Raw genomic sequence first — 13,717 nt, 5'->3', positions numbered from 1 at the left:
CCCTTTTTTCTATTCCTGTTAAATTATTGTTATTAGTTTAACTAAATTTACATTCTCATTTACAGAGATTGTGAGGAGGCAATATGAATAAGGTCTATCGTGTTATTTGGAATCAAGCACTTCGTATCTGGATTGTCGCAGGAGAATTAGCCAAAAGTCGTAAGAAAGCGACTACTATAGGTGCGGCATTGCTTTTATCGATTCCCTTTGCTTTTGCTGATTTACCCGTCAATAGTGATGATAATCCCCTTAATCAACCTGTTGCAGAAGCTGGTAGAAATGGTACGAATGGTCAATCAGGCTCTATAGACCAAAAACTAACAGAAGATATCACTAACGATCAAACTATTGTCGCCATTAATGGGGGAAATGCTCAAAACAATGCAACAGCCGGTGCTATCGGTCATGATGCAACTGATAAAGGGGATAATCGAGAGCAACTCGCCCAAATAGGCGGTGCCGGTGGTAATGGTGGTTTAGGTGGAAAAGGCGGGGATGCCATCTTTGCTGACAATATCACTATGACTAATAATGCCGCTATCGCCGGAGGTACCGGTGGACAAGGTGGTAATGCAGCAAATGGCGGTAACGGTGGCAATGGCATTATTATTCAAGGCGGTAATGATCCTGATATGGGGAATCTAGCGATTGGCGCTACTGGTGGCCGAGGTGGGCAAGGCGGAGCCGGTGGGCAAGGGGGGGCTGGTATTATCGGAGATCAATTAACTATCATCAATAATAGTGGAAAAACGATTACTGGAGGTTCTGGTGGTAATGGGGGTGAAGGCGCTGAAGGCGGGCAAGGAAGTGCCGGAGGCTCAAATGTGGCCATTAGTCAGGGTGCCGTTGGCGCTATCGGAGGCAATGGTGGGGCTGGTGGTCAAGGCGGTAATGCTATAGAAGGGAATACTCTCACTATCACAAATTTAGGTTCACTCATTGGCGGTCAAGGAGGCAATGGTAATCAACCGGGAAGAGGTGGAGAGGGCGGATTTGATGGTTTTGGCTTTGAAAAATCCCAAAGTGCAAATGGTGGCACTGGCGGCTCAGGCGGTGCCGGTGGCCAAGGTGGTAATGCGCTAAAAGGGGAAGAGATCACACTCAACAATGAAGGCTTGATACAAGGGGGGCTTGGTGGTTTTGGAGCTGGTGCCAATAATGATGATATGGGCGGCTTAAGCGGCCAAGGCGGTGCTGGTGGTAATAACCTCAAAGGCAATAGTGCTCAATTTATTGGGGGTATTGGTGGACAAGGTGGTGCCGGTGGTGCCGGCGGTCAAGGCGGTACTGCGGTTGAAATTAATCAAGGTCATATTACGAATAGTGGCACGATCAAAGCTGGTGATGGTGGGAATGCCGGTAGTGGCTACTTAGGTGGTATGGGGGGGAATACTTGGACATTGTTAGGCCCTGGGAATACGGGAGGACAAGGGGGTAATGGCGGTGCTGGTGGTAATGGTGGAATCGCTATTCAAGGCCAACAACTCATCATTGAAAACAGTGGCAATATTCTCGGCGGTAATGCCGGAAAAGCAGGATTAGCAGGTGCCGGAGGCGTTGGTGGTGAAGGTGATAGTTATGGGCGAAATGGCGTGAATGGCGAAAATGGTCTTGCTGGTAAAGCTGGTATTGCGATTGAGGGATCTGATCTGACTATTATTAATAGTGGCTTGATTAAAACGGGTGAAGGAGCGGATCCTACAGCGATTCATCTCACTTCGGGGGATAATAAAATCACTCTTAAAGAAGGCTCAACCATTGAGGGCGATATTGTCTTAGAGGCAGTGACCGAAGAAAGTCATCACGATTATAATCGAGTAACTTTTGACAGCACAACCGAGACAGCCGTGGACGGTCATTTAAATGCCGGCGATAGCAGTGCACTCTATTTTATAGGTGATGCCGAGACTACTTTTAAGGATGTCACTTTGGGGAAATCGGTGACTGCTGATTTTACCAATGTTGGGGGCATTAAAGCCGAGAACCTTACGCTTGCTGGTGATAATTTATTCTCAGTGGATCTCACGGATTGGGATCAATCAACGATCAATTTGATGGAAAGCCAAAATAAAATTTCAGGTGATTTTTCTGAAGGGGATCTATTGTTAGATGGCAAAGATGCCTCGAGTTACACTGCTATTAGTGGTGATGATCACCATCTGCAATATTCCTTGAGTTGGTATGCATTAGGAGATAAAGCCCATGGGACCTTTGATCTTAAAGATGGTGAAGATGTCACGATTAAAGCAGATTTGGCCGATCGCAAAACTCGACAAAATGAGCTATGGGATGGGCAAAGTTTAACCAAAAAAGGCGCAGGAACCTTAACATTAACTTCCCAAAATAGTTACACCGGTGCCACCAATATTGAGACCGGAACATTGAGATTAGGGATTGATAATGCGCTAGCGAATACCTCAGTAATGAATATTTCTGAGCAGGGTCGTTTGGATCTTACCGGACATAATCAAACCATTCAAGAGATCAATAATGCCGGTACAATCTACCTCAATGATTTTAAAGTTAATCCTTCGATTCAGAAAGTTACTGTAAAAGGAGATATGAATTTGAATCAAGGTGGTGTTTTAGTCATTGGCGATGAGCATTCACAAATAGGTCAAACTTATATCCAAGAAGGAAATTGGGTTGGAAATAATGGGCTTGTAACATTGAATGTGAAAGCGGAAGGTGATGATAGCTTGACAGATAAGCTCATTATCACCGGTAAAGCATCGGGTACGACTAAAGTTAGTATCATGAATCTAGGTGGTCAAGGTGCAAATACTATAGAAGGTATTCGGATTATTGAAACGGGCAGTTCGGAAGATAAAGCCTTTGTTCAAGAAGGACGTATTGTCGCAGGGAGCTATGAGTATCATCTACAAAAAGGAGATCAAAAGGGTGGAAATAGCAATAATTGGTATTTAACCAATGATATGAATTCACCTTCTGAGCCAGAGAAACCTTCTGAACCAGAGAAACCCACTGAGCCAGAGAAACCCTCTGAACCAGAGAAACCTTCTAAACCAGAAAAACCCTCTGAGCCAGAGAAACCTTCTAAACCAGAGAAACCCTCTGAGCCAGAGAAACCATCTGAACCAGAAAAACCTTCTGAGCCAAGTAAACCTTCTGAACCAGAGAAACCTTCTGAACCAAGTAAACCTACATTCCGCCCAGAAGTTAAAAGCTATGCCAATAACTATGCCGCGGCTATGACTATGTTTAATTCTCGATTATCAGATCGACAAGGGACAAGTTGGTATCGAGATCCTATTACAGGAGCGCTAAAAGAGAGCCGAATTTGGACGCGTGTTGCAGGTAGTCACCATAAATCACGGATGTCTAATGAGCAGAACCAATGGAGTGGTAACCGCTATCTCATTCAGATGGGGGGAGATCTTTTCGAACACTCTTTTACAGATAGTGATCGTTTCTACTTTGGTGTAATGGCTGGTTATGGACGAGAAGAGGGCACTAATCAAAATCGTTACACAGGGTTTAGTGCAAAAGGTACCACTAATGGTTTTAGTTTAGGTCTTTACGGTACTTGGTATCAAAATGATCAGAATCAGCAAGGCTGGTATGTAGATAGCTGGGTTCTCTATAACTGGTTTAATCATAAAGTCAAAGGTGATTTCTTAGAAACAGAGAAATATCACAGTAAAGGAGTAACGGCTTCTATTGAAACAGGTTACGCTTGGCAAGTAGGGAGTGTTGTAAGTCAAAATGGAATGCAATCAGATTTCTACCTCACGCCACAAGCGCAATTGATCTGGTCTGGAGTGAAAATGGATCAGCATATTGAACATAATGGAACCATTGTAGATGGTGTTGGACGGAATAATGTACAAACACGACTCGGCATTAGAGCATCAATGAAACATTATCTTCCAGGTCATTCTGATAGTCTCGATTTTGAACCTTATGCTGAGCTCAATTGGTTGCATAACTCAAAAAATATCGGGGTACGGATGGATGGTGTTGAAACTGATATTCAAGGGGGACGTAATCAGATGGAGATCCGCTTAGGTGTGGATGCGAAAATCAATCGTCACTTAAATGCTTGGGGAAATCTCTCTCATACAACAGGATCAGAGCATTATCGGGATACGAAAGTTACGATTGGTTTAAAATATGATTTTTAATGTTATCGACCTTTATTGGCTTCTACCTACTCTGTTTAATGAAAGTCTAATGCCTCATTAATCGTTAGTTAGACTAGTTAGACGATAATAAAAAAGCAACGCTTCTTTAAGGCTATAAGCCAAGAGGGGCGTTGCTTTTCTATTTATAGTAAATTTGGTTTAAGAAAATGGTTTTTAGCAGTCAGCATTGGTTTTTCAAAAGAACATAAAACCTTATTAATCAACACTTACAAGATGCCGGCTAGGGTGGCTTCCTCGCTTCGATCAGCCGATACGCCGGCATTTAAATAAGCTTATTTTTAACCGATTTTATGATCCCTACTTACGCTGCCGGTCGATTATGTTCGATCATCTCTTTAGCGTGTTCAAAAGTCGCTTCGGTGAGTTTTACGCCTCCGAGCATCCTCGCAATCTCTTGAATTCGGCCTTTCTCATCAAGCGATCGAATAGCCGTGGTTGTGCTGTTTTCCCCTTTGGTTTTAGCAACGACAAAGTGATGATGGCCAAAGCTCGCCACTTGAGGGAGATGGGTCACACAGAAGACTTGGCGACCGATACTTAATTCTTGAAGATAACGACCGATCATCTCAGCCACAGCACCGCCTACACCGGTATCTACTTCATCGAAGATCAGGGTTGGGAGCGATGAGCGCATACTGAGAATGACAGAGATGGCTAAGCTAATTCGCGCTAATTCACCCCCGGAAGCCACTTTGCCGAGCGGTTGAAGCGGTTGGCCGGGGTTGGCTGAAACCCTAAATTCCACCGCCTCATTCCCATAAGGATGATAGGGCGTATTCGGTTGCAGATGAATGGCAAACTGCCCGCCTTCCATGGCTAATCCTTGCATTGATTCAGTAATTTTAAGATCAAGCTCTTCGATTGCTTCTTGGCGTTGACGACTAATTTCATCGGCCATTTTTTGCCATTCAATACGCATTACGGCAATTTTAGCTTCAAGCTCTGCGATCTCTTCTTCAGAGACATCTTGCGATTTGAGTTCTTGCTCAAGCTCTTGCTGTTTTTGTAGTAGATTTTCAGGGTCAATACGATGTTTACGAGCTAAGCTATTGAGCGCTTGCATTCTGCTATCAATCTGCCGGAGCTCTTCCATATCAAAGCTCTCGTGATCAAGCTTTCCGGTCAATTCATTCTCTGATTCTGAGGAGAGAATCAGCGCATTATTGATCATTTCACTAATATCTTTAATGCTCGGATCAAAGTTCTCTAAACTTTGCAATGATTGTGCTAATTGCCCTAACTGCCGGGTAATACCATATTCATCGTGATTGAGATATTGAATCGCTTCTTCGATCGCCGAGATACGCATCTCAAAGTTATTGAGTTGATTAAAGCGGGTATTGATTGTTTCCCACTCGCCTTCTTGTGGCGCGATATTATTAAATTCAGCTAATTGAAACTTCAGAAAATTGATTCGATCTTGTGTGCTCTCATCGCGATTCTTCAGGTCGCTAAGCTTCTGCTCACGATCTTGTAAGTTGCGAGTAAATGTTGCTAGCTCATTCACCTCATCTAAGCAACCGGCATATTGATCTACTAAATGTCGTTGTGCATTCGCGCGGGTTAAAGATTGATGCGCGTGTTGCCCGTGGATATCGACTAAGCGCTCACCCAAATTTTTGAGCGCCTGTAGCGGCATTGCTCGGCCATTAATAAAGCCTCGAGAGCGACCATTACTATTAATGACACGTCGTAAAATACAGAGCTCTTCATCAAAACCGATAGCATTGTCGGTTAACCACGCTTTTGCTCTTGGAATACGAGAGATATCAAAAGTCGCAATCACTTCGCCTTGGCTTCGACCTTGATAGATCATCGACGCATCTGCTTTTCCACCTAGAACAATCGAGAGCGCATCCACAGTGAGCGATTTCCCGGCACCCGTTTCCCCGCTAATGACGGTTAAATTAGGCGAGAAATCGAGTTGTAGTTCTTCAATAATGGCAAAGTTTTTGACATAGAGATCGATTAACATTGAAAGCCTCGTGCTTTGGAATAGGTTAATAATTCCTAAAGTTAGTATAGATTCCCTAAAGAGCGGGATCTTAAATCATTGGCTCTATTTATAATACATTTTTGCAATATTTTAAATCTTTTTTGTAATATTTCTGTGAAAGAATCAAATGGAGATTACCTTTATTGAGCTGATTGCGCTGCAATAATTTGTGGAATGAGCTCATCTAGTGCGAGCGGACTCTTATAGATCTGACCTTGCCATTCAATCACCGGGATAAACCAACCATAAGCGTCAATCAAGGTATCATCCTCTGAAATATCGATATATTGATAGGGAATGCCGGCTTCTTGTAAGCGATCTTCTACCGCTTCACACAGTTGGCAATCGAGGGTGCTATAGAGTGTAATCATAAAGATCCTGCTTTTTTACCGAAATAAGTGTTAGTGAATATTGAATGGATATTAATGAATTTTAGGCGTGATTTGAGTATAAACGAGCTCGCCAATCAGTTCCACTAAGGTTTGTGTCACAATAGTGGCTGCGACTAAGCCTTGTATCGCCGGCGGAAGCGCAAAGGCAAAGGGGAGTACGGCAAGGGAATTGCGAGTACCACTACTATAGATCAGTGTGCGAATCTGAATGACCGGAAGCTTGCGCCATTTTCCAAGTCCATAGGAGATCAGAGCCGTGAGAATCATAAAGCTAATATAGATAGGGATCAGTTGGATTAGAAGCGTTCGATTGTGCCAAATCAGTGGCATTTGCGTGGTGATAATGAGGAATAGTACAAGCGCCATTAGCGGGACAGGAAGCCAAGCAGATGATTGATGGAGCGTTGTCCCGATTGGCGATTTTTGTGCCCACCATTGTAGTAATAATGCGAAGATAAAGGGTAAAACGATCATATAAACAAATGTTTCAATGAGGGGTTGAATCGCCAAAATTGAGAGAATGTCACTGCCTAAAAAGAGGGAGAGATAGAGTGGTAGCAGAATAATTTGGGTGATAAATAAGAGCGGGGTTGCGCTGAGCATTAAGCTTGCATCCCCTTTACCGAGCTTGGTAAAGACCACGACATAATCAATACAAGGTGTGAGGAGTACGAGTAATATCCCGATGATCAATGTCGTATCCGGCATCAATATTTTTAGTAAACCCCAAACAATGAGCGGAACCGCAATATAGTTGCTGATAAGTAGTAGTAGTAGGAAGAAACGCCGTGCTTTTAATGATTCTTGCCATTGAAGAAAAGGAATCTGAGCAAACATCGCAAACATCAATCCCGCTAATGCCGGCGTAATCGCTACTTGTAAATGATTTTGTAGTTGAGGCGAAATCCATTGGGCGAATATAATCGCAACCACAATAGTCACGGCATAGATCTGGGGTTGTCGCTCTTCGATTTTTTCTAACATCTAATATTTCCTTCAGTGGCATCTATTATGACCCCATTCATTAAGAGGTTTATAAAATCATCTTTTGCTGAGTGATATTTTTGAATATTATTGAGTGTTTAACGCAGAAACGGAAGTGTTTTGTAACTATTTGGTAAATCAAGTGAAATAGTTGCATTATAAATGGGGAGAGTAATAACAGATCTGCGTATTAAATCGGCTTCGGGTATAATTGGCAAAAATTATGAAAAAATGATTCAACTTTGTCGATCATTGGATTTTGCAGAATGATGACTATTGTATATGGTCAAACATTGCGACAGATAGGATCAAACAATCAAAAGGATTCTCAAGATGAATGAGTCAGCACAAGATTATATTGCTAGCGCTAAGGAAGTATTAACCATTGAAGCGGATGCGGTATTAAAACTGCAATCACAGATTGATGCCAATTTTATTGCGATCTGTGAATTGTTAAAAAATTGCAAAGGCCGTGTAGTTGTCAGTGGAATGGGGAAATCGGGACATATTGGTAACAAAATTGCCGCAACTTTAGCAAGTACCGGTACGCCGGCATTTTTTGTGCATCCAGCAGAAGCTAGCCACGGGGATTTAGGAATGTTAACGCCGGATGATGTGGTGCTTGCGCTCTCAAATTCGGGGGAAACCGATGAAATTATCGCCATTTTACCGATTATTGCCCGTCGTAATATTCCTCTTATTGCCTTAACCGGGAATGAGGCTTCAACACTGGCGAAGATGGCGGATTTTCATCTATTAGTCCGTGTTGAGAAAGAAGCTTGTCCACTGAATTTAGCCCCAACCGCAAGCACGACGGCAGCGCTTGCAATGGGAGATGCGATTGCGGTCACACTCTTAGAGATGCGCGGTTTTACTTCAGAAGACTTTGCTTTTTCACATCCCGGCGGTAAGTTAGGGCGACGCTTGTTATTACGGGTGGCGGATATTATGGCACCTTTAACGGAGCTTGCAGCCTTGCCTGCTAATACGACTTTGACCGATACCTTACTAGCAATGACGCAAAAACCACTCGGGGCTGCGGTGGCAATGGATGATGAGGGGATGTTGCAAGGAATCTTCACTGAGGGCGATCTGCGCCGTTCATTGATGACAGGGCGAGATATTCACGATTTAACATTGGCTGATTGTATGACGGTCGAGCCCTTTAAGGTAGCGCCGGATGCGCTTGCGGTAGATGCGGTACATCTGATGGAAACAAAACGCATTACAGCATTGCCGGTTGTGGAGAATGGCAAAGTATTGGGGCTGATTAATATGCATCATCTATTACAAGCAAGAGTGATTTAACGCTGTGGGAAGATTAATGCTCAATCCCGAGCAAGCGAGTGCCGTGAATCATATTCATACGCCTCTGCTGGTGCTCGCCGGCGCAGGTTCTGGTAAAACGCGGGTCATTACGGAGAAGATTAAGTATCTTGTGCAGAAAGAGGCTTACGATCCTCGCTCAATCTATGCGGTTACCTTTACGAATAAAGCCGCTAAAGAGATGGCGTATCGTTTAGGGCAAACACTCGGTCATTCTCAAGGAAAAAAGGTACGGGTTTCCACGTTTCATACACTTGGGTTATCGATTTTAAAACGGCACGGCTCACATTTAGGGCTTCGTAAGGGCTTTACGATCTATGATCAAAAAGATACGTTGCAATTGATGGATTCCCTATTGGAGGGCGATCTTGATACCGCTAAATTAGCGCTCGATCGCATTTCGATGTGGAAGAATGATATGCGAACGTTCGACTCTTTGAAAGCGGCTACAACAGATGAGTTTGAGATGCGGTTAGTTGAGCTCTATGAGACTTATCAAGCACAGCTACTCTCTTATAATGCCATTGATTTTGATGATCTGATTCTGCTTCCAATGCAGTTACTGCAGCAGTTTCCGGAAGTAAGAGCGTATTGGCAAAAAGCCATTCGCTATATGTTGGTGGATGAATATCAAGATACGAATCTATGCCAATATGAGTTGGTCAAACTCTTAATCGGCCCAGGGCGACATTTAACGGTTGTGGGGGATGATGATCAGTCTATCTATGCGTGGCGTGGGGCGCGTCCTGAGAATCTACATCAACTTAAAGTCGATTTTCCAGATTTAACATTGATCAAATTGGAGCAAAATTATCGCTCTACTGGTCATATTCTACAAGCGGCGAATCACGTGATTGCGGTCAATCCGCATCTCTATGAGAAAGCCCTCTGGTCTAATCTTGGAGAGGGTGAGAAGATCGCCATTCGTGAATTTAAAAGTGCCGAGGCGGAAGCGGAATATGTGGCAACGACGATTGCTCACGATACGATGTTACACGGCAAAGATTATACTCAATATGCGGTGCTTTACCGGGGGAATCATCAAGCGCGTATCTTCGAGATGGCCCTAAGAATGCGAGGCATTCCGGTGAAAGTTGTCGGGGGGGCGAGCTTTTTTCAGCAACCTGAGATTAAAGATCTGCTCTCTTATCTTAAGCTCATTATGAATCCTGAAGATAATCCTTCGTTACTGCGGATTATCAATATCCCTAAGCGGGAGATTGGTGCAGTAACCCTCAAAAAAATCACTGAATTTGCTCAAACGCATCAGCTTACGCTTTTTGAAGCATTAGAACATCCTCATTTAAGCAGCTTTGTGGGTAAGAATGCCCAAAAATGCGCCACTTTTGCCCACACGATTCGAGGGCTTGCGAAATATGAGATGGATGTAGAGAATCTCTTCGATAAATTAATTCACGCCATTGGTTATGAAAATTATCTTCGGGAGCAATCTACTTCGCCGAAAGCATTTGAACGGAAGATGAATAGCGTCAATGCGTTACGGGAATGGTTCGCTGGAGAACGTGGCGCGTTATCGGATATCTTATCGCATTTAACCTTGATCTCTATCTTAGAGAATCAGAGTGAAGAGAAAGAGGAGAATGCGGTAACCTTAATGACGTTACATAGTGCTAAAGGCTTGGAATTTCCTTATGTCTTTATGGTAGGCTTAGAGGAAGATATTTTACCGCATCGTAATAGTATCGATAATGATATGGTCGAAGAGGAGCGCCGACTCTTCTATGTCGGAGTGACAAGAGCAAGGGCGAAACTCGATATCACATTTTGCCGGCAACGTAAGCGTTATGGAGAATGGGAATCTTGTAAACCGAGCCGTTTCTTAGAAGAGTTACCTGAGGGCAATATTATCTGGCATAATCGAGATAAAGGCCCGTCAAAAGAGGAGATGCGCCAAAATACCGCGCAAACCTTAGCGGGCTTACAGGCGATGCTCAATAACTTAGAGCGGTAAAATTGAAGCGAATCGAGAGCGTTCTATTGTGAATAATTCTATCGCGGATAGCGCTATCGTTTCTAAAGGTCAGTCTAGAAACTAACGATATTAGCAATAGTAGAGAATAGTGAGGGGAGAGAATGGCAGAGATAAGCACAATGAGAAAGGGGGATAGATGCAAGTCCCTGACTGCTACTGATTCCACTATGAATTATTCTACTGATCCTGATCATCATTCTGCAGAGGATCGATCTAGGGCATTATGGCGCTCTTTAAGTGTAGGGCGATATAGTCTTTATAATCTCTTGCTACTGTTGGTGATGGGATTGACAATCCTCGCAATTATTTACGGTTTCTACCGATTTCTACAAGCGAAATTACCATTAGGCGCGTCGATAGAATCCATTGGAATGATGGAAATCTTAGCGCTTTTAACGCAATTTTTTCAGCTGAAATATTTATGGGCGGGGCTCTTTCTGATTTTTGCCCTTTGTTGGAGCTATCTCTATCTCTGCCGTATTAAAGCGACGATATTGCCCACTTCGTTAGGCGCACTACTGTTACTGCTCTTTTACGGGTTATTAATCTACTTAGGCTATCGTATCTATCTTGCTTTTCAGGGCAGTTCACTGCTGTTATTTTCGGCAAAATTGAAACAATTTATCAAAGCGCCCACAGAGATCCGTTTTGAGCAACTCATTCCGCCGGCGTGGATTGCGCTATTACAACAGAAGATCTACCTTAATCTCTTATTAGGGGGCTATATGTTGCTATGGCTCTCGGCATTGCTGCTTCCTAATCGATCAGATGATCGATCGCAAGTAGATGCTTCATCAGTCCCAACATCATCAGTCCCAACATCATCAGTTTCAACATCACCAACCTCGAAATCGGTTTGTTGTCAATTTATCAAATATAGTGCGATGGGGCTTTTACTACTATTTTGTGCCTTCACCTTTTACGGTGCGATAAAAGTGATGCTGTACTCCATTCCAATGGAATACTTTACCCATTATGACCGATTCTTAGAGCTGATTGCGCCGTTACGAGGGCAATAAGATGCATCGGGGAATGGTGGTAATTGCATTGATCGCATCTGTAACCTTAAACGGTGGCGTGCTATGGCATATTTGGCGCAATGCAAATATTTCATTCACGCTATCCTCAAGTAATGCCGGTGCGATGCAGTATCACCCAGAGTATCTTCTTGTGCAGATGCTTACCGCTGAGGGAGCAGATCAAGTGGAAGCGCAAGGGGAGATGATGGTAGCCGATGCAGATCGATCAGACGAACAACATAGATCAGATAAAGCCAATATAATAGATGAAGCAACATTAGATGATCAATCGAGGGTATTGACTGAAGAGAAAAAAACGGCTCCAGAAAGGTTTCAATCTGATCCTGCAATATCAATCATCAGTACAAAGAGTGATATCAGCAATGAGGATAGAGTTCAGGTAATCAAATCTGAAGATGTCTCAGCAACATCTGATGCCGAGAATAATCAACAAGCGAAGCAAGATCAATTATCGCAAGCGCTAGCGGATCAGTCGCAAGGGGAAGAGAAGCCTGATACTGAATCTGCGACAAAAAATACTCTAAAACCGACTTCAAAATCTATTTCAAAGCCTACTTCAAAACTGACACAATTACCGGCACAATCAAAAAGATCAGGAGAACCGAAAGCTGGTCGCCGAGAGGGGAGTGGTGATATTAATTCAATGAGTGCAGCGCCGGTACAAGGAGATCCTTTAGCGGATCGATTAGCGGGTGGTATTCACCGTTCGATTCAAGGATGCTATCCTGAAGCCTCAAAGCGCCGGGGTGAGGAGGGTGTTGTCTATATTCGTTTGCAACGTCAAGGAGATCGCATTGTCCCCCAATTAGAAGATAGTTCAGGGTTTCCACGATTAGATCGTTGTGCGCTTGAGTCGGTGAGTAAGGCGGTTCAATCATTGCCGGCAACACAAATTCCGGCGCAAGGGCTTCGTTTGAAGCCCATTCGATTTCAATTGCGCTAAGAAAATTGGGAAAGCCGTTTGAATCATAATGTTTTTGAACCGATCCATTGCAACAATTTATTGCAACCATTCATTGAACAGATAATATTGAAGAGATCATTTCATTCATCGTTGAGAGAAAAAGGGGCATAGATGCCATTCGCTTTAGAGGTTGAGAATCTACAAGTCATCTTATCAACAGGACAAGCTGTGCTACACATCCCGGCGCTATCGATCCCGAAAGGGGCGAGGGTTGCGATTATTGGGGCGAATGGTTCTGGGAAAAGTACCTTGTTGCGCGCACTTGCCGGCTTGATTCCTGCAGGGTTTGATCGTTATCAGCTCAATCATCAATCTTTTGAATCGATGACATTGCTTCAACGAGCACGATTTCTCAGTTATATCGGTCAGCAACAGCAACCGGCGGAGGGAACAACTGCTTGGGAATGGTGCTTATTGAGCCGATATCCTTATGCCACTTCGGCATTAGAGAATCGACAAATTATCGAACAAGCATTACTGATGAGCGGCGCTTTGGAATTTGCGGAGAGAACTTTAGAGAGCTTAAGTGGCGGAGAGCGGCAGCGGGTTTATATGGCAGGAGCCATTGCACAAGAAACCCCGGTGATCTTTTTAGATGAAGTCAATGCTGCTTTAGATCCTAAATACCGAGAAGCGCTTAATCAATTATTGGCACAATTGACGGATAAAACAATTCTCTCGATCACTCACGATCTTAATGGTTTAATGCAATATACCCATATTTTGGCACTAAAAGGGGGGGAATTGGTGGCTTTTGGCGAACGGTCTTCCACTTTAAATCGAGCACTTCTTTCGCATCTTTTTGATTATGCTTTTACAGCGCTCGATCACGATGGCGTTACTCGCTACTTTTAAA

The 13,717-nt window shown here is 43.6% G+C and carries 9 protein-coding genes; 6 read left to right on the top strand and 3 right to left on the bottom strand.

Annotation, left to right across the window (positions count from 1 at the left end; genetic code table 11):
• The first annotated feature begins 83 nt into the window (after positions 1 to 83).
• A complete protein-coding gene (locus DC083_RS10290; protein ID WP_109188529.1) occupies positions 84 to 4,145 on the top strand; it encodes an autotransporter outer membrane beta-barrel domain-containing protein in 4,062 nt (1,353 codons plus the stop codon).
• Positions 4,146 to 4,467: 322 nt separating this feature from the next.
• On the opposite strand, the gene recN is transcribed toward DC083_RS10290, so the two are convergent.
• The 3 genes from recN to DC083_RS01635 all read right to left on the bottom strand — a co-directional run bounded on the left by recN (position 4,468) and on the right by DC083_RS01635 (position 7,538).
• Complete coding sequence (gene recN, locus DC083_RS01645; RefSeq protein WP_109188528.1) at positions 4,468 to 6,141, bottom strand: DNA repair protein RecN; 1,674 nt, start codon at positions 6,139 to 6,141, stop codon at positions 4,468 to 4,470.
• A 161-nt stretch (positions 6,142 to 6,302) separates the two neighbouring features.
• Positions 6,303 to 6,533: a glutaredoxin family protein gene (locus DC083_RS01640; RefSeq protein WP_109188527.1), complete on the bottom strand. Its 231-nt coding sequence runs from the start codon at positions 6,531 to 6,533 to the stop codon at positions 6,303 to 6,305.
• 51 nt (positions 6,534 to 6,584) lie between these two features.
• The gene (locus DC083_RS01635) at positions 6,585 to 7,538 is read right to left on the bottom strand and encodes an arsenic resistance protein (protein ID WP_109188526.1); all 954 of its coding nucleotides are present in this window, start codon (positions 7,536 to 7,538) and stop codon (positions 6,585 to 6,587) included.
• 333 nt (positions 7,539 to 7,871) lie between these two features.
• On the opposite strand from DC083_RS01635, the gene DC083_RS01630 reads away from it, so the two are divergent.
• The 5 genes from DC083_RS01630 to DC083_RS01610 all read left to right on the top strand — a co-directional run bounded on the left by DC083_RS01630 (position 7,872) and on the right by DC083_RS01610 (position 13,716).
• The gene (locus tag DC083_RS01630) at positions 7,872 to 8,846 is read left to right on the top strand and encodes a KpsF/GutQ family sugar-phosphate isomerase (RefSeq protein ID WP_109188525.1); all 975 of its coding nucleotides are present in this window, start codon (positions 7,872 to 7,874) and stop codon (positions 8,844 to 8,846) included.
• Between the two features lie 16 nt (positions 8,847 to 8,862).
• Complete coding sequence (locus tag DC083_RS01625) at positions 8,863 to 10,836, top strand: UvrD-helicase domain-containing protein (RefSeq protein ID WP_109188524.1); 1,974 nt, start codon at positions 8,863 to 8,865, stop codon at positions 10,834 to 10,836.
• A gap of 188 nt (positions 10,837 to 11,024) precedes the next feature.
• Positions 11,025 to 11,876 carry a hypothetical protein gene (locus DC083_RS01620; RefSeq protein WP_109188523.1) on the top strand — a complete coding sequence of 284 codons (852 nt, stop codon included), beginning with the start codon at positions 11,025 to 11,027 and terminating at the stop codon, positions 11,874 to 11,876.
• Position 11,877: 1 nt separating this feature from the next.
• Positions 11,878 to 12,840, top strand: coding sequence for a cell envelope integrity protein TolA (tolA, locus tag DC083_RS01615; RefSeq protein ID WP_109188522.1), 963 nt, complete (start codon positions 11,878 to 11,880; stop codon positions 12,838 to 12,840).
• A gap of 132 nt (positions 12,841 to 12,972) precedes the next feature.
• Positions 12,973 to 13,716: an ABC transporter ATP-binding protein gene (locus tag DC083_RS01610; RefSeq protein WP_109188521.1), complete on the top strand. Its 744-nt coding sequence runs from the start codon at positions 12,973 to 12,975 to the stop codon at positions 13,714 to 13,716.
• The last annotated feature ends 1 nt before the right edge of the window (position 13,717 follow it).

Source organism: Ignatzschineria ureiclastica (genome assembly GCF_003121845.1).
Lineage (GTDB): Bacteria > Pseudomonadota > Gammaproteobacteria > Cardiobacteriales > Wohlfahrtiimonadaceae > Ignatzschineria > Ignatzschineria ureiclastica.
Note: the sequence above shows the minus strand (reverse complement) of the source record. Positions and strands in the feature narration are given on the sequence as shown.

Coding starts and splice junctions, on each gene's coding strand:
- DC083_RS10290 (WP_109188529.1), top strand. CDS start 84: ATGAATAAGGTCTATCGTGTTATTTGGAATCAAGCACTTCGTATCTGG.
- recN (WP_109188528.1), bottom strand. CDS start 6,141: ATGTTAATCGATCTCTATGTCAAAAACTTTGCCATTATTGAAGAACTA.
- DC083_RS01640 (WP_109188527.1), bottom strand. CDS start 6,533: ATGATTACACTCTATAGCACCCTCGATTGCCAACTGTGTGAAGCGGTA.
- DC083_RS01635 (WP_109188526.1), bottom strand. CDS start 7,538: ATGTTAGAAAAAATCGAAGAGCGACAACCCCAGATCTATGCCGTGACT.
- DC083_RS01630 (WP_109188525.1), top strand. CDS start 7,872: ATGAATGAGTCAGCACAAGATTATATTGCTAGCGCTAAGGAAGTATTA.
- DC083_RS01625 (WP_109188524.1), top strand. CDS start 8,863: ATGCTCAATCCCGAGCAAGCGAGTGCCGTGAATCATATTCATACGCCT.
- DC083_RS01620 (WP_109188523.1), top strand. CDS start 11,025: ATGAATTATTCTACTGATCCTGATCATCATTCTGCAGAGGATCGATCT.
- tolA (WP_109188522.1), top strand. CDS start 11,878: ATGCATCGGGGAATGGTGGTAATTGCATTGATCGCATCTGTAACCTTA.
- DC083_RS01610 (WP_109188521.1), top strand. CDS start 12,973: ATGCCATTCGCTTTAGAGGTTGAGAATCTACAAGTCATCTTATCAACA.